Genomic DNA, 18,473 nt, shown 5'->3' with positions numbered 1-18,473 from the left:
ACCCGAGGTGGTGCCATGCGAGACGATCCTGCCGTGATCGCGCTGGTCAAGCGGGCGCGGGACGGCGACAACCGGGCCTGGGACCAGCTCGTCGAGCGGTACGCGCCCCTGGTGTGGTCGATCTGCCGCCGCTACCGGCTGTCCCCGGCCGACTGCGACGACGTCGGGGCGAGCGTGTGGCTCAGGCTCGTCGAAGGCCTGCCGTCGGTGCGTGAGCCGGCCGCGCTGCCGGGCTGGGTGGCGACCGTCACCCGCCGGGAATGCCTGCGGTTCCTGCGGGAGCAGCAGCGGACGCAGCCCGTGCCCGACGACGGCCGGCTCGTCGACGAGGCGGCTCCGGAGGCCGATGCCGAGTTGCTGAAGCAGGAGCGGTTCATCGCGCTGCGCCAGGCGTTCGCCGAGCTGCCGTCCCGCTGCCGGGAGCTCCTGACCCTCCTGTTCAGCGATCCGCGGCTGCCCTACGCCGAGATTTCGGGGAGACTGGCCATGCCGATCGGGGGGATCGGCCCGTCCCGCTCGCGGTGCCTCGCCGCGCTCCGCGGCAGCCGGGCCTTGGCGTCGTTCGTCGATCCCGGGGAAGCGTGATGGCCATGGCGGACCACTGGAGGGGCGACGAAGAGCTGCTCGCCGAGCTGGGCGAGGCGCTCCGGACTGCGCGGGAGGTGCCCGCCCGGTTCGTCGAGGCAGGCAAAGCCGCGTTCTCGTGGCGCGATCTCGACGCGGAACTCGCCACGCTTTCCTACGATTCCGTCACCGCCGGGCGGTCGACGGAGGTGCGCGCCGACTCGGCCCCATTGCGTGCGCTCACCTTTTCCGGCCGCGACTTCACGATCGAGCTCGAGGTCGGCTCCGGCGACCTCCACGGGCAGGTCGTGCCCGCGCAGCCGGGCGAACTCGACGTCGAAACCCGCGACGGGACCGTCATGACCGTGCCGGTCGACGAAGTCGGCTGGTTCGTCGTCCGGCCCAAGCCGGCGGGACGGTTCAGGCTGCGTCTGCGCGTCGGGACGGGACACATCGTGCTCACGGACTGGACGGCAGTCTAGCGGTTCCGCCGCGTATCACGGCCGCAGTTCCGTCCCCCGTCCGATAACGGCATGAAGGGTGCCGGAACGGAGGAGGAAAAATGGCCGCGAAAGAGAAGAAGCACCCTGCTGCGGGGGAGAAACGGAAAGGGTGCGGTGATTGTTCCGGCTGTGGCGGCGGGTGTGAGGAGCCGATCCCGGGCGAATGCGGCGGCCCGGCACCGGTTCCCTGGCTGCCCTACGACCGGGCCCAGTACTTCTACGAGGGCCGGGTGTTCGCGCTCGACCGGTTCGACCAGGGCCGGCTGGAAATCAGGATCACTTACCAGCACGCGCTCAGCCTGGTGGGCAGGCAGCAGGGGCCCTTGCTGTACACGGTCACCCTGCTGCCCGGCGAGTCGGTGGAGGTTTCCGAATTCGACCGGTACCGCCGGGTGCGGGCCGCGGAGCAACGGCTGTCGGTGCATTCGTCGTTCCGGCAGACGATGAGCGCGCTGTCCGAGACCAGCAGGTTCTCGTCGGCGTCGGCGTACACGAACAGCCTGGTGGACATCCGCACGCGGGCCGACACGTCGGTATCCGTGGGCGGCGGGCTCGCCGGCTTCTTCGGCGCACCCCAGGTGAGCGGCGAATTCGGGGTCGCGACCGAGACGACGGTGGCCAGCGGTGCCTCGGTGCGGACGGCGAGTTCCCAGTTCACCCAGAACGCGATCACCGCCGCACAGTCCACCGAGGCGGAACGGTCGGTCGTGGTCTCCACCTTCGACGAAGCCGACAGCCAGACGACGACGCGGCGGACCCTCCGCAACGAAAACCCTTGCTACGCCGTCACTTACTACGTGCGGCGGGTGCTGGAGGTGTACTCCGCGTCGAGCAGGGTCGAGTCGATCGAGTGGCGCATCGGCGACACGCCTTGGCGGTCCATCGAGGACAAGGCGGCGGAACTCGAGCGCGCCATGGAGCGCGTCGGCGACGTGCTGCCGCGGCCGCTCGAGGAGGTCATGGACGCCCGGCAGGTGACCCTCCCGACGGACGGCACGCTGTACGAGGCGGAGCTGGCGCACTGCTCCTCGTGCGATCCGATGCGCGAGGCGCGACTGCGGAGCGAGACGGAGGAGGCCCGGATCCGGAACCGGAGGGCCTGTCTGGAGGCGGAACTGCTGACCGGTCCGAAGGCGGAGGCCGGCGGAGAGACCGCGTGACGTCCTGGATGTACGTCCTAGATGTACTCGGAGATCTCGACGCCGTAGGTACCCGGCTCGAGGGCTTCGAAGATGTGGGGGACGTCGCCGGGGTAGGAGATGTAGTCGCCCGGGTGCAGTTCCTCCGGGGCGTCCAGGACGCCGATGCGCGCCCGGCCCGCACAGAGCACGATGTGCTCGACCACGCCGGTCATGTGCGGGTCGGAGCGCCGCGGCGTGCCCGGCTCACCGCGGACGATGTAGATGTCCCGCCGGGCGCCGGTGGGACACGCCGACAGCAGGGTGCACGCGTAGTCGGAGTGCTCGGCGAACACCGTCGGGCCCTTGCCGGCGCGGACCACGCGGACCTTCGGCCGCTCCGGCTCGACCAGCCGGGAAAACGGGACGTCGAGGGCGACGCCGAGCGCCCACAGCGTCTCGACGCTGGGATTGCCGGTGCCGGACTCGAGCTGCGACAGCGTCGACTTGGCCAGGCCGGCGCGGCGCGCGACCTCGGTCAGGGACAGTCCCGCGCGGGTCCGCTCGCGGCGCAGCGACGCCGCGATGATCTCCAGCGGTGCTCCGGTGGTCTCCTGTGACATTCCGTTCGCTCCATCGGTCGATCTGTTCGTCTTGACGAACAGGTGGCCTGTCGTTCACTGTAGAATACATGCGTTCGATATGGCGAACACTCGATCGGGGCCTCGCCCGTGACATCGGCCTGGTCTGTCTCGCCGATTGTCTCGTGGGGGTCTCCTACGGCGCCATCGCGGTGAGCTCGGGCTTTCCGCTGTGGCTGCCGATGCTGATGTCGCTGCTGGTCTTCGCCGGGGCGTCGCAGTTCATGTTCGTCGGCATCGTGGCCGCCGGCGGCAACCCGTTCGCGGCCGTGCTCGCCGGCCTGCTGGCCAACGCGCGCCACCTGCCGTTCGGCTTCGCGATCGGCGACGTCCTGGGCAAGCGGTGGACGGCCCGGCTGGCCGGCAGCCACCTGATGATCGACGAATCGGTCGCGTTCGCCCTGGCCCAGCGCGAGGCGCACCGCCGCCGTGCGGCGTACTGGGCCTGCGGGATCGGCCTGTTCGCCTGCTGGAACCTCGGCGTGGTCGCCGGCGCGTTCGCCGGGACGGCGATCAGCGACACGGACGTGTTCGGCCTGGACGCGGCGTTCCCGGCGGTGCTGCTGGCGCTGGTGCTGCCGTCACTGCGGGACCGAGCGGCGCGGCTGCCGGTGCTGGCCGGGGTGGTGGTGGCGCTGGCCGCGACGCCGTTCCTGCCGGCCGGGCTGCCGGTGCTGCTCGCCCTGGCGGGCGTCGTCGTGGGCGTCGCGGCGAAGGAGCCCGAACTGCAGGAGGCGTGCTGATGGACGGGGTGGAGCTGCTGATCGGCACGGCGGTGCTGGCGCTGGGGACGTTCGCGTTCCGGTTCGCCGGCCCGGTGCTGCGCAGCCGGGTGAAACTGTCGCCTCGAGCGGAACGGCTGATGGCGCTGGCGGCGGTGGTGCTGCTGGCGGCGCTGGTCGCGGTCAGCGCGCTGACGGAGGGGCACGGCTTCGCGGGCTTCGCCCGGCCGGCCGGGGTGCTGGTCGCCGGGGTGCTGGCGTGGCGGAAGGCGCCGTTCGTGCTGGTGGTGGTGGCCGCCGCGGCGACGGCGGCGCTGCTCAGGCTGGCCGGCGTGCCCTGAGGGCCCGGCTCACGCTGTTGTCCGGTCGCCGGCGCCCCAATGTGGCATTGGTGCGCTTGGGTCACGGGCGCCGGCGCCGCGAATGAGTCATTCGCGGCGGTGCGGACCGGGGCTGACCTGCCGGTAAGCCGCCGGGCCCGTGCGTCTAGGCTGGTGGGAAGGTCTTTCGGGAGGTCGGGTTGTCGTCGGAGCCGGTGGTCGGGGTGCTCGCCATGCAGGGTGCCGTGCGTGAGCACGTCGCGATGCTGGCCGAAGCGGGTGCGCGGGCCAAGCCCGTGCGCCGCGCCGCCGAGTTGTCCGAAGTAGACGGTCTGGTGCTGCCCGGTGGCGAGTCGACCGCGATGTCACGGCTGCTGGAGAGCTTCGAACTGCTCGAGCCGCTGCGGGCGCGGATCGCCGAGGGGCTGCCCGCGTTCGGCTCGTGCGCCGGGATGATCCTGCTCGCGCGGCAGACCCTCGACGGGCGGCCCGACCAGCAGCAGCTCGGCGGGCTCGACGTCGTCGTCCGGCGCAACGCCTTCGGCAGGCAGGTCGACTCCTTCGAGGCCGACCTCGACTTCGCGGGCATCGAAACGCCGCCCGTGCACGCCGTGTTCATCCGCGCTCCCTGGGTCGAGAAGGCCGGTGACGGCGTCGAGGTGCTGGCCACCGTCAGCGGCGTGCCCGGCGTGGACGAGGACACCGCTAGGATCGTCGCGGTCCGGCAGGGGGCGGTGCTGGCGACCGCGTTCCACCCGGAACTCACGCCCGACGTGCGGGTGCACCGGCTGTTCGTCGACCTGGTGCGAAAGGCCGGCTGAGACGCGGTGCCCGCCCGGGGTACGGAACAGATGGAGGAGAGATGAGCGGCCACTCCAAGTGGGCCACCACGAAGCACAAGAAGGCCAACCTCGACGCGAAGCGCGGCAAGCTCTTCGCGCGGTTGATCAAGAACATCGAGGTGGCCGCCCGCACGGGCACCGGTGGTGGCGACCCGGATGGCAACCCCACGCTCTACGACGCCATCCAGAAGGCGAAGAAGAACTCGGTCCCGCAGGACAACATCGAGCGCGCCCGCAAGCGTGGCGCCGGTGAAGAGGCCGGCGGCGCGGACTGGCAGGACATCACGTACGAGGGCTACGGCCCCAACGGCGTGGCGGTGCTGATCGAGTGCCTCACCGACAACAAGAACCGCGCCGCGATGGAGGTCCGGACCGCGCTCACGCGCAACAACGGCTCCCTCGCCGACCCTGGGTCGGTCGCCTACATGTTCAACCGCAAGGGCGTGGTGATCATGCCGAAGGGCGGCGTCACCGAGGACGACGTCCTCATGGCGGTGCTCGACGCGGGCGCCGAAGAGGTCAACGACCTCGACGAGAGCTTCGAAATCGTCTGCGAGGGCGGCGACCTGGTGCCGGTGCGCAAGGCGCTCCAGGAGGCCGGGTTCGAGTACGAGTCGGCGGAGCTCACCTTCCTCCCGACGGTCAACGTCCCTCTCGACGTCGACGGCGCGAAGAAGGTCTTCAAATTGATCGACGCCCTCGAGGATTGCGACGACGTCCAGAACGTCTACGCGAACTTCGATGTGTCCGACGAGGTGCTAGCCGAGGTCGGCTGAGTTTTCCCTTGTCCAGTAAGGATTCCCCGCCCGGGCCGGAAACTTTCCGGCCCGGGCACTGGGCTCCGGCGGGCTCGTCAGGCAGAATGTGCGTCGTGACCTCGATGACCCCCGCCGCTGCCGCCGACATCACCGCCGAACTGTCCGCGGAAGAACTGCGCCTCATCGAATGGATCGAGGGGCAGGCGAAAGAACGCGGTAACGCCGTCATCACCGTCGCCGCGGACGACGACGGTGCCGGCTACTGCTTCACCGCCTGTGCGTGGGCACTGCACCACGTGCCGGAAGCCGTCGTGGTCGGGCTGCCCGACCAAATGGGCCAGGTGCTGCTCGACGCCTACGTCGACCGCGCCGCCAACGGCGAGATCTTCGAGGTCGGCCGGCGCTACGACGACTTCTTCGAGGGCGTCCCGGTGGTCCTCGAGCGGGTCAACAGGGGGCACTACCCCGAGTACTTCGGCACCGCGTTCCTCATCTACCCGGACGGCGACTTCCCGGCCCTGCAGCTGATCGTCGCGACGCCGGAAGGCAAGTTCCCGTGGCACCCGGACGCACCCGAGGGCTTCGCCGCCTGGCAGCCGGTGCTGACCGAGAGCGGCGACCCCGAAAGCTGGACCCCCGGCGTCGACGGTCCCTAGAACTTCCGCAGGTCGGCGGCGGCTTCCGGATACTCCAGAGCCAGCTGTGCGGCGGACGCGAACTCGACGCAGTCGTCAATGTAGGGCGGCACGACCACGGTCCCCAGCAGGCTCCACGCACCCCGCGTGACGGTGGCCTGCCAGGTCCCGGCGGGCACGACGACCTGCGGGCGTTCCCCGGCGGCGACGTCGGTGCCGAGCACCGGCCGCTCGACCGAGCCGTCCGGGTGCAGCAGCAGCATCGCGGCCGGCGCGCCCGCGTGGTGCGCGTAGACCTCGACGCGGTCCAGCCGGTGCGGCGCGGAGAACTCGGGGTCGACGAGCAGGTAATAGATCGCCGAGCCGGTCTCCGACCGCCAGCTCTGCGCCCACCGCCCGCCTTCGACGGGCAACGGCTGAAGTCCCAGGTGGGTGACGAAATCCGAGGGCTGCGGCATGTCTGCCATCCTGCCGCAGACGCGCCCAGTAGCCTCTTGGCTCGAACTGATGTTCGCGGCGGGAGGAAGAACTGTGCGGGTGCTCGGGGTCGACCCCGGTCTGACCAGGTGCGGCCTGGGGGTGGTCGACGGCGGCAAGGGCCGGACCGTCCGCTGCGTCGCCGTCGACGTGGTGCGTACGTCGGCGGACGCCGATCTGGCGCACCGGCTGCTCGGCATCTCCGACGAGGTCGAGCGGTGGATGGACAAGTACAAGCCGGCCGCGGTGGCGGTCGAGCGGGTGTTCGCCCAGCACAACGTCCGGACCGCGATGGGCACCGCGCAGGCAGGCGGGGTCGTCGCGCTGGCCGCCGCGCGGCGGGGCCTGCCGGTCGTCTTCCACACGCCGAGCGAGGTCAAGGCCGCCGTGAGCGGGTCGGGCCGGGCGGACAAGGCGCAGGTCACCGCCATGGTGATGCGCCTGCTCAACCTCGAAGTCGCGCCGAAGCCCGCCGACGCCGCCGACGCGCTCGCGCTCGCCATCTGCCACCTCTGGCGGGAGCCGATGCGGGCCCGGCTCGCCGAGGCCGAAGCCCGCGCGGCCGAGATGGCCCGCACGCACAAGGCCCGCCTCGCCGCGGCGGCGAAACAAGCCAAGAACCCAGGAGCAGCACGATGATCTCGTCGGTACGCGGAGAAGTCCTTTCGGTCGGCCTGGACCACGTCGTGGTCGAGGTCGGCGGGGTGGGCTTAGCCGTGCAGGCCACCCCCGCCACCCTCGCGACCCTGCGCCGCGGCGAAGAGGTCCGGCTGCACACCGCGCTGGTCGTGCGCGAGGACTCCCTGACGCTGTTCGGCTTCGCCGACGCCGACGCGCGGGAGCTGTTCGGGCTGCTGCAGACGGTCTCCGGGATCGGGCCGCGGCTCGCGCTGGCCACCCTCGCCGTGCTCGACCCCGGCAAGCTGCGGGCCGCGCTGGTGGAAGGCAACATCACCGTGCTCACCTCGGTGCCCGGCATCGGCCGCAAGGGCGCCGAACGGCTCACCCTCGAGCTGCGCGACAAGGTCACCGCGCTCGGCGGCACCGGCGACGTGCCCGCCGTCGCGGCCCCCGGCGCCCTGCGCGCCGAGGTCGTCGAGGCGCTGGCCGGGCTCGGGTTCCCGGCCAAGCAGGCCGAGCAGGCCGTGGACAAGGTCATCGCCGACGGCGACGGCCACACGACGTCGAGTGTGCTTCGCGCCGCGCTGGCCACCCTCGGCCGGAAGCGGTAGGCGCGGCCATGGAGTATGAGGCCGTGAGCGACGAAGAGGACGACGCCCTCTCGGCGTGGGCCCAGACCGGCGAGGAGAACGTCGAGGGGACCCTGCGGCCCCGCAAGCTCGACGAGTTCGTCGGCCAGCCGCGCGTGCGCGAGCAGCTGGAGCTGGTGCTGGAGAGCGCGCGCCGCCGCGGCGTGCCGCCCGACCACGTCCTGCTGTCCGGTCCGCCCGGGCTGGGCAAGACGTCGATGGCGATGATCGTCGCGGCCGAGCTGGGCGCGGCCATCCGGATCACCTCGGGCCCGGCGCTCGAGCGCGCCGGCGACCTCGCCGCGATGCTGTCCAACCTGGCCGCCGGCGACGTCCTGTTCATCGACGAGATCCACCGGATCGCCCGCCCCGCCGAGGAGATGCTCTACCTCGCGATGGAGGACTTCCGGGTCGACGTCGTGGTCGGCAAGGGCCCGGGCGCCACCAGCATCCCGCTGGAAATCGCGCCGTTCACGCTGGTCGGGGCCACCACCCGGTCCGGCTCGCTGACCGGCCCGCTGCGCGACCGGTTCGGCTTCACCGGCCAGATGGAGTTCTACACCGACGCCGAGCTGGAACTGGTCGTCCGCCGGGCCGCGACGATCCTCGACATCCCGATCGACCGCGACGGCTGCGCCGAGATCGCCGGCCGCTCGCGGGGCACACCCCGGATCGCGAACCGGCTGCTGCGGCGCGTCCGCGACTACGCCGAAGTCCGCGCCGACGGCAAGGTGACCCGCGAGATCGCCCAGGCCGCGCTGGCCGTCTACGACGTCGACGAGCTGGGCCTGGACCGGCTCGACCGGGCCGTGCTGACGGCGCTGACCAGGTCGTTCGGCGGCGGGCCGGTGGGCATCTCCACGCTGGCGGTCGCCGTGGGGGAGGAGGCGACCACCGTGGAAGAGGTGTGTGAGCCCTACCTCGTGCGCGCCGGTATGCTCGCCCGCACCCCGCGTGGCCGGGTCGCCACCGCGACCGCTTGGGAACACCTCGGCATGGTGCCGCCAGCCGATCTCCCGGTGCGTCCGGACCAGGGCGGGCCGGCGCTCTTCGAGCAGGACTGAGCGGCCGGTACCGGCGGGTGGGTGTCAGCGTCCGCGCTGGTACCTGGCACACTCGACAGGAGCACATACCCAAAAACCGGACATTTCGGCTGGGCCCGGAGTCCGTCGAACGGAGAATCATGCAACAGCTATTGCTGCCCCTGCTGCTCGTGCTCGTCCTCGCCGTGCCGTTGGTGATGAGCACGCGAAAGCAGAAGAAGCAGCAGGCCGCGCAGCAGGAACTGCAGAGCAGCCTGGGGCCTGGTGACCGCGTGATGACCACGTCGGGTCTCTACGGCACCGTCGCCGACGCTTCGGGCGACAACACGATCGACATCGAGATCGCGCCGGGTGTCGTTACCACCTGGCTGCGCCTCGCGGTCCGCGAGAAGGTCGAGCCGGTCGTCGAGACCGAGGAGGACTCCGCCGACGAGGTGGAGACCCCCGCCGAGGAGCCGTCGATCATCGAGTCGACCTCCGGCATCAAGGACGACGAGCCGCAGACCACCGCGCAGGTCGCGCCGCCGCTGGAGCACGGCAAGAAGTAACCCCCGAGGCACCTCCTGGGCGGCCGGGAATCCCGACGAAAGTCGGGATGACCTCCAACGCCGGGCTCACGCAGCACCGAGTAGTGTCTCGGTGCTGCGTGCGTGTCCGCCGTCATACCCCGCGCCCGGGAGTGAGTCGCACACGGTCGGTTAAATGCACACAGTCCCTCCCGGTAACCCTCCGGGCGGGCACCGCAACTTTGGGGTCCACCCAGTCCGAGGAGACCGAAGCACCGTGGCAGCATCGGCCGGGCATCTCCGCCCGGGACGCTATCTCGCCCTGTTCGCCCTGATCGTGATCGTGCTGTACGCGCTGGTGTTCCTCACCGGCAACCACAAGCCGACCCCGAAGCTGGGCATCGACCTGCAGGGCGGCACCCGGGTCACGCTCACCGCCCGCACCCCCGACGGCGGCCAGCCGACCCGCGAGTCCCTGAACCAGGCGCGCCAGATCATCGAGCGCCGCGTCAACGGGATCGGCGTCGGCGGCACCGAGGTCCTCCTCGACGGCAACAACGTCGTCATCACGGTCCCGGGCGAGCAGGGCGACCAGGCGAAGAGCCTGGGCAAGACCGCGAAGCTGGGCTTCCGGAAGGTCGTCGCGAACGCCACCCAGCCGGTGGTGCCGCCGCAGACCGCGCCGCCGGCCACGACCCCGCCGGCCTCGGGCACCCCGAAGAGCTCGACGCCGCCGTCTTCGGGCGCGCCGTCGGCGACGTCCGGCGCCCCGACGACGAAGCCCGGTGGCGGTAACGCGCCCGGTTCGGCACTCGCGCAGCAGCAGAGCACCACGCCGGCCGCGCCGAGCAGCAGCACCCCGCCGCCGCCCGCGTCGACCCCGGCGCCTTCGGACGGCTCGGTCGACGCGCAGACCGCGCAGGAGATCCAGGCCGCCAAGGCGGTCCGGCAGAACCCGCAGCTGATCGGCGCCGACGGACAGCCGAACCAGGAGCTCGTCGCCAAGGCGATGGCGGCGCTGACCTGCGCACCGAACACCAAGGACCCCCTCGAGGGCAACGACGACACGAAGCTGCCGCTGGTCGCCTGCGGTGACCACGACACGTACAAGTACCTGATGGAGCCGGAGTTCCTGCCGGGCACCGAGATCTCGGACGCGAACGCGAACTACAACACGCAGAACGGCCAGTGGGTGGTGAACCTCAGCTTCAAGGGCGAGGGCACCAAGATCTGGGCCGACTTCACGACGAAGAACGTCGGCCAGCAGGCCGCGTTCGTCCTCGACACGCAGGTCGTGTCCGCGCCGAACATCCAGGTGGCCATCGTCGACGGCAACACCCAGATCACCGGCAAGTTCACGCAGGCCGAAGCGAAGGACCTCTCGGACATCCTCAAGTACGGCTCGCTGCCGCTGTCGTTCGCGTCGTCGGACGCGACCACGGTATCGGCGACTCTCGGCCTCGCGTCGCTGCAGGCCGGCCTCATCGCCGGTGGCATCGGCCTGCTGGTCGTGTTCATCTACTGCCTGTTCTACTACCGGCTGCTCGGCGTGCTCACCATCCTGTCGCTGGTTCTGTCCGGCGCGCTGGTGTTCGCCGTGCTGGTGCTGCTCGGGCGCTGGATCGGCTACACGCTGGACCTCGCCGGCATCGCCGGCCTGATCATCGCCATCGGTATCACGGCGGACTCGTTCGTCATCTACTTCGAACGGCTCAAAGACGAAATCCGGGAGGGCCGGACGTTCCGGTCCGCGGTGCCACGCGGCTGGGTCCGCGCCCGGCGCACCATCCTGGCCTCGGACGGCGTGAGCTTCCTGGCCGCCGCCATCCTGTACGTCATCGCGGTCGGCGACGTGCAGGGCTTCGCGTTCACCCTCGGTATGTCCACGGTGCTCGACCTGGTCGTCGTGTACCTGGTGACGCACCCGCTGGTGGCCATGGTGTCCACGTCCAAGAACGCGTTCCTGTCCAATCCGAGGCATCTGGGCCTCGGCGCCGTGCAGCAAGTGGGTTCGCAGCGTAAGAAGTCGACCTCGGTCGGCCGCGCGAACGTGAAGGAGGCCTGACATGGGGGTCGAAGAACTGGGCACGGACGCCGAAGGCAACGCCAACGTGAAGGCGAAGCCCGGCAAGAAGGAAAGCGTCTTCCACCGGCTCTACGTCGGCACGGGCGCGTTCGACGTCGTCGGCAAGCGCAAGCGCTGGTACATCTTCTTCGCGGGGCTGGTGCTGGTGTGCCTCGCCTCGATGATCTTCCGCGGCTTCAACATCGGCATCGAGTTCGAGGGCGGCACGCAGATCCAGATGCCGGCGAACGGCACCCACGGCGTGATCACCGAGGATCAGGCCAAGGCGTCGTTCCTGAAGGCACTCGGCCGCCCGGCCGCGGAGACGCAGAAGGTCGGCACCGGCAACGCGTCGACCATCCAGATCCGCACCGACACGCTGGACGCGGCCGACGTCGCGAAGGTCAAGCAGGGCCTGTTCCAGGACCTGGGCCCGATCGGCAGCAGCAAGCAGCCCAGCGTCCAGGCGATCAGCGACAGCGCGGTGAGCGCGTCCTGGGGCGGTGAGATCTCGCAGAAGGCGCTGATCGCGCTCGCGGTGTTCCTCGTCGCGGTGGTCATCTTCCTCGGGATCTACTTCGACCTCCGGATGGCCGCGGCGGCGCTCGTCTCGCTGCTGCACGACATCCTGGTCACGGCCGGCGTGTACTCGCTGGTCGGCTTCGAGGTCACCCCGGCGACCGTGATCGGCCTGCTGACCATCCTCGGGTTCTCGCTCTACGACACGGTGGTGGTGTTCGACAAGGTCCGCGAGAACACGCGCGGCCTGCTCGGGCTGACCCGCCGCACCTACGGCGAGGCCGCGAACCTGGCGCTGAACCAGACCCTGATGCGGTCGTTCAACACGGCGTTCATCGCGCTGCTGCCGATCCTGGGCCTGCTGATCGTCGGGTACGTGCTGCTCGGCTCGGGCACGCTGCAGGACCTGGCGCTGGTGCAGCTCACCGGTACCCTCGTCGGCGTCATGTCGTCGGTCGCCCTGGCGACGCCGCTGCTGGTCGACTTCAAGATGCGCGACCCGAAGTACCAGCAGCAGGCCGAGCGGGTCCGGCAGCGCCGGGCCAACCAGGAGCGCAAGGCGGCGGCGGGCGAGGACTTCGACGCCTCGGACGACGACGCCCTGGCGAAGGAACTGCGCAAGGAGAGGGCGTACGCGGCCGCGGCCGGCGTGCCCGCCCGGATCCAGAAGCAGCGCCCGGCCGGGAAGCGGAAGCGCTGACGTGGAACTGGACGACGCCCTCGGCCTGATCGCCGAGGTGCCGGACTTCCCCGAGCCCGGCGTGCTGTTCCGCGACCTGAGCCCGCTCTTCGCGGACGCGGGCGCGTTCAAGGCCGTGACCGACGCGCTGGCGGGCACCCTCGATCCTTCGGTCGAGGCGCTCGCCGGCGTGGAGGCCCGCGGGTTCCTGCTCGCCGCGGCCGTCGGGTACGCCCGCGGCCTCGGCGTGGTGCTGATCCGCAAGCCCGGCAAGCTGCCGCAGGTGGCGGGCCGCGTGGACTACGCGCTGGAGTACGGCACGGCGACGGTGGAACTGCCGTCCGGCGTGGTGAAGCCGGGCCAGCGGATCGCGGTCCTCGACGACGTCCTCGCCACCGGCGGCACGGTCGCGGCCACCGGCAAGCTCCTGGAGGACGCGGGCGCGGTGGTCGACAGCGTGTCGGTGGTCCTGGAACTGGCCGCCCTCGGCGGCCGCGGCGTACTGGGAGACCGCAAGATCCACGCGCTGCGGACCTGCTGAACCCGTAACTCGCGTGATCGGAAACCGATCTCGCGTGATGGGGGCCGTAACTCGCGAGTTACGGCCCCCATCACGTCAGTTACGGCCCGGATCACGCGGGTCACGGCCCGGATCACGCGGGTTCCGGCTGGTCCGGGGCTGGGGAACCCCCTGAACGGGCGCACCCGGGAGGGCCGCGAGGTGCAGCGGCTACCCTGGTGGTCCGAAGGCCGCACGAGCAGCAGGAGGTGCGGGTGAGCCAGGAGCTCGACGCCGCGGTGCCCGCGAAGCAGGGCGCCCAGCAGAACGGGCAGGCGGCGGCACAGCCCGCGCCGCCGAAGCCGAACGGCGCGGCGCCGAATCCGTCCGCCACCCGGCGGGTCCGGGCGCGCCTCGCCCGGCGGATCACCGCGCAGCGCGCCGCCCCGGTCAAGCAGGTCCTCGAACCCCTGGCCGTCATCCACCGCGAGCTCCACCCGAACGCCGACCTCGGACTGCTGCAGCGCGCCTACGACGTCGCCGAGGAACTGCACCGCGACCAGCGGCGCAAGTCCGGTGACCCCTACATCACCCACCCCCTGGCCGTCGCCACCATCCTCGCCGAGCTGGGCATGGACACGACCACGCTCGTCGCGGCGCTGCTGCACGACACGGTCGAGGACACCGGCTACGCCGTCGAGAGCCTGAAGGCCGACTTCGGCGAGAAGGTCGCCGAGCTGGTCGACGGCGTCACTAAGCTGGACAAGGTCAAGCTCGGCACGTCCGCCGAGGCCGAGACCATCCGCAAGATGGTCATCGCGATGGCCAAGGACCCCCGCGTGCTGGTCGTCAAGCTCGCCGACCGGCTGCACAACATGCGCACCATGCGGTTCCTGCCGCCGGAGAAGCAGGCCCGCAAGGCCCGCGAGACGCTCGAGGTGCTCGCGCCGCTGGCCCACCGGCTCGGCATGGCCACGGTGAAGTGGGAGCTGGAGGACCTGGCGTTCGCCATCCTGCAGCCGAAGAAGTACGACGAGATCGTGCGGCTGGTCGCCGACCGCGCGCCGTCGCGCGACATCTACCTGCGGTCGGTGATCGTCGAACTGACCAGCAACCTCGTCTCGTCGCGGATCACCGCGAAGGTCGAAGGCCGGCCGAAGCACTACTACTCGATCCACCAGAAGATGATCGTCCGCGGCCGCGACCTGGACGACATCCACGACCTGGTCGGCGTGCGGATCCTGGTCGAGGACGTCCGCGACTGCTACGCGGCGATGGGCGTCGTGCACGCGCTGTGGCAGCCGGTGCCCGGCCGGTTCAAGGACTACATCGCCCAGCCGCGGTTCGGCGTCTACCAGTCGCTGCACACCACCGTGATCGGCCCGGACGGCAAGCCCCTCGAGGTGCAGATCCGCACCTACGAGATGCACCGCACCGCCGAGTACGGCATCGCCGCACACTGGCGGTACAAGGAGACCAAGGGCACCCACAACGGCAACGCGGTGGACGTCGACGAAATGGCGTGGATGCGCCAGCTCCTCGACTGGCAGCGGGAGGCGGCGGACCCGGGCGACTTCCTCGAGTCGCTGCGCTACGAGCTGGCCGCGCGCGAGATCTTCGTGTTCACGCCGAAGGGTGACGTGGTCACGCTGCCGGTCGACTCGACGCCGGTCGACTTCGCCTACGCCGTGCACACCGAGGTCGGCCACCGCTGCATCGGCGCCCGCGTCAACGGCAGGCTGGTGGCGCTCGAACGGAAGCTCGAGAACGGCGAGTCCGTCGAGATCTTCACGTCGAAGGCGGAGAACGCCGGGCCGTCGCGTGACTGGCTGTCGTTCGCCGGATCGCCGAAGGCCCGCGCGAAGATCCGGCAGTGGTTCGCCAAGGAACGCCGTGACGAGGCGATCGAAAGCGGCAAGGAAGCCATCACCAAGGAGATCCGCAAGGTCGGCCTGCCGATCCAGCGGCTGGTCTCCGCGGAGTCGATGGGCGCGGTCGCCACCGAGCTGCGCCACGCCGACATTTCGTCGCTGTACGCGGCGGTCGGCGAAGGCCACACCAGCGCGAAGCACGTCGTTCAGCGGCTGGTTGCGCTGATCGGCGGGGTCGACGCGGCGGAGGAGGAGCTCGCCGAGCGGGCGACGCCGTCCACGGTGACCCGGCGCCGCGGCTCCAACGACGTCGGTGTCGTGGTCAAGGGCGCCAGCGACGTCTGGGCCAAGCTCGCCCGCTGCTGCACGCCGGTGCCGGGCGACGAGATCCTCGGCTTCGTGACCCGCGGTGGCGGGGTCTCGGTGCACCGCACCGACTGCACGAACGCCGGTGACCTGCAGTCCCAGCCCGAGCGGCTGGTCGAGGTCGAATGGGCGCCCTCGGCGTCGTCGGTGTTCCTGGTGGCCATCCAGGTCGAGGCCCTCGACCGGCACCGGCTCCTCTCGGACGTGACCAAGGTGCTCGCCGACGAGAAGGTCAACATCCTGTCGGCCTCGGTGACGACGTCCCGCGACCGGGTCGCGGTCAGCCGCTTCTCGTTCGAGATGGGCGACCCGAAGCACCTCGGCCACGTCCTCAAGGTGGTCCGTGGCGTGGAAGGCGTCTACGACGTCTACCGCGTGACGTCGGCTTCCTGAGGCTGCCACGACCCGTCGATCGCGATGCCCGCGGCCGCGGCGATCCGGTCGCGGGATTCGAGCAGCCGCGCGCGCAACGACGGCAGGTCGACCTCCAGCAGGCGGCCGTTCCGCTTGACCGCCTTCCCGGCGACGAAGACGCTGTCGACGAGGCCGGGGTGACCCGCGCTGACGATGCTCCCGGCCGGGTCGCCGACCGGGAAGACCGACGGGTCCTCGGCGTCGAGCAGGAGCAGGTCGGCGTCCTTGCCGACGGTGAGGCTGCCGGTCCGGTCGCCGCGCCCGCACGCCCGGGCGCCGTCGATCGTGGCGAACGCGAGGACGTCCCGGGTGGTGACGGCGCCGCGCTCGGCGGCCAGCGCCGTGCGCATGGTGGCGAACATGTCGCCGCCGGCGGACGGGCAGTCGTCGATCGACAGCGACGGCCGGAGACCGGCGGCCAGCGCCCGGCCGGTGACGGGTGGTTCGAAGCCCATCTTCAGCTCGACGTCCGGGCTGACCGACACCGAGCCGCCCGCGTCGGCCAGCATCGCCAGCTGGTCGTCGGAGAGGCCGTTGCCGTGCACGACGGTGGTGCGGTCGTCGAGCAGGCCGCGCTCCCGCATCCCGGCGATCGGCCGGTCGCCGTGCGGCCAGCCGCCGGTGCCGTGGACGTGCAGGCTCACCCGCAGGCCGAGTTCCCGCGCCAGCGCGACATCCGCCGCGGTATCGTCCATTGTGGACATCGCCGGTCCCCGTAGGCCCAATGCCATTCCTTCGTCCGGCAGCAGGGCTCGCACCCGCCGGATCTCCGGGGCGATGTCCGGCCCCGCGGCGCCGTAGCAGAAGATCGAGCGGCCGGGCGCGTCCCGCAGGGCCTGGATCGCGGCGTCGGCGTTCTCGGGGCGGTCGGCGCGGTGGAACCAGTCGAGCAGGGTCGTGACGCCGGAGCCCAGCGCCTCGATCCGGCCCAGCAGGTTGCCGAGGTACACGTCTTCCGGGCGGTAGCGGGGCCCGAGCGTGCCGTGCATGGCCACGCGGTACTGGGCGAACGTCCAGTCCGCGCCGAGGCCGCGGAACGCCGTCTGCCAGGTGTGCCGGTGGGTGTCCACGAAACCCGGCATGACGATCTTGCCCGAGGCGTCGACGACCTCGGCCCCGGCGGCGTCGAGGACCGGGGCGATCGCGGCGATCCGGCCGTCCTCGACGAGCACGTCACCGCGGCGGAGGTCCCCGACCGCCGGATCCATGCTGACCACCATGCCGCCGCGTACCAGTGTTCGCATTGGGTTCCCTTCCTAGAGTTGACGCATCAACTCTAGGGTGCGTCGAGTTGATGCGTCAACTGTCGGGCCTTATGCTTCCGCCATGGCGGAAACCCTGGAGCCGGCGGAGTGGGAGTTCTGGGACACCTGGATGCGTGCGCAGCGCCTGGTCCTCCGTGAGCTCGACCAGGGACTGCAGCGCGCCTGCGGCATCTCGAAGGCCGAGTTCAGCGTGCTGGTGAGACTGCGGCGGCCGATGCGCGTCGGGGAGCTGGCCGACGCGCTCGACTGGGAGAAGAGCCGCGTCTCGCACCTGCTGACGCGCATGGAGAACCGCGGGCTGGTGCGGCGGATCGAGGACGGGGCCACCGGCCGCCGCACCGGGATCGAGCTGACCGGCGAAGGCCGCCGTACCGCGGAGCGCGCGACGCTCGCGCACGGTGGCAACATCCGCCGGCTCGTCCTCGACGAGCTCACGCCCGAGCAGGCCGCGGGCATCCGGAGCTGGAGCGAGCACCTGATCGAGCGGATCGAGCCCGGTTAGTGTCGCGCGTCGCAACTTGCTTGCCGTTCGGCCCGAGCGCGGGCGCTGAGGGTGAGCTGACCGCGAAGCTGTTGTTCTAGAGGAATTTCCTCAGCAGGGCGTTGACCTCGTCCGGTCGTTCCATCGCGGGGAGATGGCCGGTGTCGGCGAGTTCGACCAGCTCCGCGCCCGGCAGCGACTCCGCGAGGTGCCGCGAAAGCTCCACCAGGCCGAGCGCGTCGGCCCTCCCGATGACCACCAGGGCGGGTGTCGTGATCTCGGCCAGGCGGTGCCGGGTGTCCGGGATCTTCTCCGTCCACTGTGGAGTGGTCCAGTCGTGCCGGTACACCTGCTCGCACATTTCCCGCACCAGCGCGACCATCCCGGGCGGCAGGACCGAGATGTCGCGCTCCGGACCGGCGACGAGGTAGCTGAGGTTGGCGTCCGCCATCGCGCGCACGTCCGCCGGGTCGGGGGTGCGCTCCCGGGCCTGGTATTCGCCGAGCCGGCCGGGCGGGAAGGCTTCGGCGGCCAGCCGCGCGAGGTCCGCCTGCATGTGGTCCGGCCAGGTGTGCCCGGTGAGGCCCGAGCCGAGCAGCACGAGCCGGGTGATCCGCTCCGGCACGGCGAGGGCGGCGTCCAGCGCGCACGCCCCGCCCATCGACGCCCCGACCAGCGCGGCCTGCTCGATCCCCCTGGCATCGAGCAGGGCCAGCAGGTCCTCGTAGTGGGCGTGTTCGCCGGTTTCGCCGCCGGTTTCGCCGAAGCCCCGGCGGTCGTAGCGGATCACCCGGTGGGTGGCGGCGAGCGTGGTGAACTGCGCGTCCCACATCCGCCGGTCGCCGATCGCGGCGTGCAGCAGCACGACCGCGGGCCCCTCACCCGCTTCGTCGTAACCGAACGCCGTCCCGTTCACTTCGATCGCCGCCATGGCC

General features: G+C 71.0%; 21 protein-coding genes. 17 read left to right on the top strand and 4 right to left on the bottom strand.

Annotated features, from left to right (window positions below):
- The first annotated feature begins 15 nt into the window (after nucleotides 1-15).
- The 3 genes from A3CE_RS0103385 (at nucleotide 16) to A3CE_RS0103375 (ending at nucleotide 2,227) form a co-directional block, all read left to right on the top strand.
- On the top strand, nucleotides 16-585 hold the full coding sequence (locus A3CE_RS0103385) for an RNA polymerase sigma factor (RefSeq protein WP_026468100.1): 570 nt from the start codon (nucleotides 16-18) through the stop codon (nucleotides 583-585).
- Between the two features lie 5 nt (nucleotides 586-590).
- A complete protein-coding gene (locus tag A3CE_RS0103380; protein WP_043791679.1) occupies nucleotides 591-1,046 on the top strand; it encodes a hypothetical protein in 456 nt (151 codons plus the stop codon).
- Between the two features lie 80 nt (nucleotides 1,047-1,126).
- A complete protein-coding gene (locus tag A3CE_RS0103375; protein ID WP_020638655.1) occupies nucleotides 1,127-2,227 on the top strand; it encodes a hypothetical protein in 1,101 nt (366 codons plus the stop codon).
- 17 nt (nucleotides 2,228-2,244) lie between these two features.
- On the opposite strand, the gene A3CE_RS0103370 is transcribed toward A3CE_RS0103375, so the two are convergent.
- A complete protein-coding gene (locus tag A3CE_RS0103370) occupies nucleotides 2,245-2,808 on the bottom strand; it encodes a helix-turn-helix domain-containing protein (protein ID WP_020638654.1) in 564 nt (187 codons plus the stop codon).
- A gap of 68 nt (nucleotides 2,809-2,876) precedes the next feature.
- Between A3CE_RS0103370 and A3CE_RS0103365 the strand changes: the two genes are divergently transcribed.
- From A3CE_RS0103365 to A3CE_RS0103345, 5 genes are all read left to right on the top strand, one after another.
- Nucleotides 2,877-3,569 carry an AzlC family ABC transporter permease gene (locus A3CE_RS0103365; RefSeq protein ID WP_026468098.1) on the top strand — a complete coding sequence of 231 codons (693 nt, stop codon included), beginning with the start codon at nucleotides 2,877-2,879 and terminating at the stop codon, nucleotides 3,567-3,569.
- Nucleotides 3,569-3,889: an AzlD domain-containing protein gene (locus A3CE_RS0103360; RefSeq protein WP_026468097.1), complete on the top strand. Its 321-nt coding sequence runs from the start codon at nucleotides 3,569-3,571 to the stop codon at nucleotides 3,887-3,889. The genes A3CE_RS0103365 and A3CE_RS0103360 overlap by 1 nt, the downstream gene beginning before the upstream one ends.
- A gap of 179 nt (nucleotides 3,890-4,068) precedes the next feature.
- Nucleotides 4,069-4,689, top strand: coding sequence for a pyridoxal 5'-phosphate synthase glutaminase subunit PdxT (gene pdxT, locus A3CE_RS0103355; RefSeq protein WP_020638651.1), 621 nt, complete (start codon nucleotides 4,069-4,071; stop codon nucleotides 4,687-4,689).
- Nucleotides 4,690-4,730: 41 nt separating this feature from the next.
- Nucleotides 4,731-5,486: a YebC/PmpR family DNA-binding transcriptional regulator gene (locus A3CE_RS0103350; RefSeq protein WP_020638650.1), complete on the top strand. Its 756-nt coding sequence runs from the start codon at nucleotides 4,731-4,733 to the stop codon at nucleotides 5,484-5,486.
- 86 nt (nucleotides 5,487-5,572) lie between these two features.
- A complete protein-coding gene (locus A3CE_RS0103345; RefSeq protein WP_020638649.1) occupies nucleotides 5,573-6,124 on the top strand; it encodes a DUF4262 domain-containing protein in 552 nt (183 codons plus the stop codon).
- Here the strand turns inward: A3CE_RS0103345 and A3CE_RS0103340 are convergent.
- On the bottom strand, nucleotides 6,121-6,561 hold the full coding sequence (locus A3CE_RS0103340) for a cupin domain-containing protein (protein ID WP_020638648.1): 441 nt from the start codon (nucleotides 6,559-6,561) through the stop codon (nucleotides 6,121-6,123). The genes A3CE_RS0103345 and A3CE_RS0103340 overlap by 4 nt on opposite strands.
- 73 nt (nucleotides 6,562-6,634) lie before the next feature.
- Here A3CE_RS0103340 and ruvC point away from each other — a divergent pair, with 73 nt between their 5' ends.
- The 8 genes from ruvC to A3CE_RS0103300 all read left to right on the top strand — a co-directional run bounded on the left by ruvC (nucleotide 6,635) and on the right by A3CE_RS0103300 (nucleotide 15,771).
- Nucleotides 6,635-7,219 (top strand): crossover junction endodeoxyribonuclease RuvC, encoded by a 585-nt coding sequence (ruvC, locus tag A3CE_RS0103335; protein WP_020638647.1) that lies wholly within the window; start codon nucleotides 6,635-6,637, stop codon nucleotides 7,217-7,219.
- Nucleotides 7,216-7,812 (top strand): Holliday junction branch migration protein RuvA, encoded by a 597-nt coding sequence (gene ruvA, locus A3CE_RS0103330; protein ID WP_020638646.1) that lies wholly within the window; start codon nucleotides 7,216-7,218, stop codon nucleotides 7,810-7,812. The genes ruvC and ruvA overlap by 4 nt, the downstream gene beginning before the upstream one ends.
- Before the next feature lie 8 nt (nucleotides 7,813-7,820).
- A complete protein-coding gene (gene ruvB / locus A3CE_RS0103325) occupies nucleotides 7,821-8,894 on the top strand; it encodes a Holliday junction branch migration DNA helicase RuvB (RefSeq protein ID WP_020638645.1) in 1,074 nt (357 codons plus the stop codon).
- 119 nt (nucleotides 8,895-9,013) lie between these two features.
- Nucleotides 9,014-9,421 (top strand): preprotein translocase subunit YajC, encoded by a 408-nt coding sequence (gene yajC / locus A3CE_RS0103320; protein WP_026468095.1) that lies wholly within the window; start codon nucleotides 9,014-9,016, stop codon nucleotides 9,419-9,421.
- Between the two features lie 235 nt (nucleotides 9,422-9,656).
- A complete protein-coding gene (gene secD / locus A3CE_RS0103315; RefSeq protein WP_020638643.1) occupies nucleotides 9,657-11,444 on the top strand; it encodes a protein translocase subunit SecD in 1,788 nt (595 codons plus the stop codon).
- 1 nt (nucleotide 11,445) lies between these two features.
- Nucleotides 11,446-12,663: a protein translocase subunit SecF gene (gene secF / locus A3CE_RS0103310; protein ID WP_020638642.1), complete on the top strand. Its 1,218-nt coding sequence runs from the start codon at nucleotides 11,446-11,448 to the stop codon at nucleotides 12,661-12,663.
- A 1-nt stretch (nucleotide 12,664) separates the two neighbouring features.
- A complete protein-coding gene (locus tag A3CE_RS0103305) occupies nucleotides 12,665-13,183 on the top strand; it encodes an adenine phosphoribosyltransferase (protein ID WP_020638641.1) in 519 nt (172 codons plus the stop codon).
- A 233-nt stretch (nucleotides 13,184-13,416) separates the two neighbouring features.
- A complete protein-coding gene (locus tag A3CE_RS0103300; protein WP_020638640.1) occupies nucleotides 13,417-15,771 on the top strand; it encodes a RelA/SpoT family protein in 2,355 nt (784 codons plus the stop codon).
- Here the strand turns inward: A3CE_RS0103300 and A3CE_RS0103295 are convergent.
- Nucleotides 15,747-17,036 carry an amidohydrolase family protein gene (locus A3CE_RS0103295; protein ID WP_026468094.1) on the bottom strand — a complete coding sequence of 430 codons (1,290 nt, stop codon included), beginning with the start codon at nucleotides 17,034-17,036 and terminating at the stop codon, nucleotides 15,747-15,749. The genes A3CE_RS0103300 and A3CE_RS0103295 overlap by 25 nt on opposite strands.
- 82 nt (nucleotides 17,037-17,118) lie before the next feature.
- On the opposite strand from A3CE_RS0103295, the gene A3CE_RS0103290 reads away from it, so the two are divergent.
- Nucleotides 17,119-17,559 carry a MarR family winged helix-turn-helix transcriptional regulator gene (locus tag A3CE_RS0103290; protein WP_020638638.1) on the top strand — a complete coding sequence of 147 codons (441 nt, stop codon included), beginning with the start codon at nucleotides 17,119-17,121 and terminating at the stop codon, nucleotides 17,557-17,559.
- A 76-nt stretch (nucleotides 17,560-17,635) separates the two neighbouring features.
- Here the strand turns inward: A3CE_RS0103290 and A3CE_RS0103285 are convergent, their stop codons facing one another.
- On the bottom strand, nucleotides 17,636-18,469 hold the full coding sequence (locus A3CE_RS0103285) for an alpha/beta fold hydrolase (protein WP_020638637.1): 834 nt from the start codon (nucleotides 18,467-18,469) through the stop codon (nucleotides 17,636-17,638).
- Nucleotides 18,470-18,473: the final 4 nt, after the last annotated feature.

Source organism: Amycolatopsis balhimycina FH 1894, from assembly GCF_000384295.1.
Classification (GTDB): Bacteria; Actinomycetota; Actinomycetes; order Mycobacteriales; family Pseudonocardiaceae; genus Amycolatopsis; species Amycolatopsis balhimycina.
The sequence above is the reverse complement of the archived record's forward strand: the minus strand, read 5'-3'. Positions and strand labels throughout refer to the sequence as shown.

Bases quoted from the DNA above. Each gene is read 5' to 3' on its own strand.
- A3CE_RS0103370 (WP_020638654.1), bottom strand. From the start codon at position 2,808: ATGTCACAGGAGACCACCGGAGCACCGCTGGAGATCATCGCGGCGTCG.
- secF (WP_020638642.1), top strand. From the start codon at position 11,446: ATGGGGGTCGAAGAACTGGGCACGGACGCCGAAGGCAACGCCAACGTG.
- A3CE_RS0103385 (WP_026468100.1), top strand. From the start codon at position 16: ATGCGAGACGATCCTGCCGTGATCGCGCTGGTCAAGCGGGCGCGGGAC.
- A3CE_RS0103285 (WP_020638637.1), bottom strand. From the start codon at position 18,469: ATGGCGGCGATCGAAGTGAACGGGACGGCGTTCGGTTACGACGAAGCG.
- A3CE_RS0103290 (WP_020638638.1), top strand. From the start codon at position 17,119: ATGGCGGAAACCCTGGAGCCGGCGGAGTGGGAGTTCTGGGACACCTGG.
- A3CE_RS0103360 (WP_026468097.1), top strand. From the start codon at position 3,569: ATGGACGGGGTGGAGCTGCTGATCGGCACGGCGGTGCTGGCGCTGGGG.
- ruvB (WP_020638645.1), top strand. From the start codon at position 7,821: ATGGAGTATGAGGCCGTGAGCGACGAAGAGGACGACGCCCTCTCGGCG.
- A3CE_RS0103340 (WP_020638648.1), bottom strand. From the start codon at position 6,561: ATGCCGCAGCCCTCGGATTTCGTCACCCACCTGGGACTTCAGCCGTTG.
- A3CE_RS0103365 (WP_026468098.1), top strand. From the start codon at position 2,877: ATGCGTTCGATATGGCGAACACTCGATCGGGGCCTCGCCCGTGACATC.
- A3CE_RS0103295 (WP_026468094.1), bottom strand. From the start codon at position 17,036: ATGCGAACACTGGTACGCGGCGGCATGGTGGTCAGCATGGATCCGGCG.
- A3CE_RS0103350 (WP_020638650.1), top strand. From the start codon at position 4,731: ATGAGCGGCCACTCCAAGTGGGCCACCACGAAGCACAAGAAGGCCAAC.
- A3CE_RS0103380 (WP_043791679.1), top strand. From the start codon at position 591: ATGGCGGACCACTGGAGGGGCGACGAAGAGCTGCTCGCCGAGCTGGGC.
- A3CE_RS0103345 (WP_020638649.1), top strand. From the start codon at position 5,573: ATGTGCGTCGTGACCTCGATGACCCCCGCCGCTGCCGCCGACATCACC.
- A3CE_RS0103375 (WP_020638655.1), top strand. From the start codon at position 1,127: ATGGCCGCGAAAGAGAAGAAGCACCCTGCTGCGGGGGAGAAACGGAAA.
- yajC (WP_026468095.1), top strand. From the start codon at position 9,014: ATGCAACAGCTATTGCTGCCCCTGCTGCTCGTGCTCGTCCTCGCCGTG.
- ruvA (WP_020638646.1), top strand. From the start codon at position 7,216: ATGATCTCGTCGGTACGCGGAGAAGTCCTTTCGGTCGGCCTGGACCAC.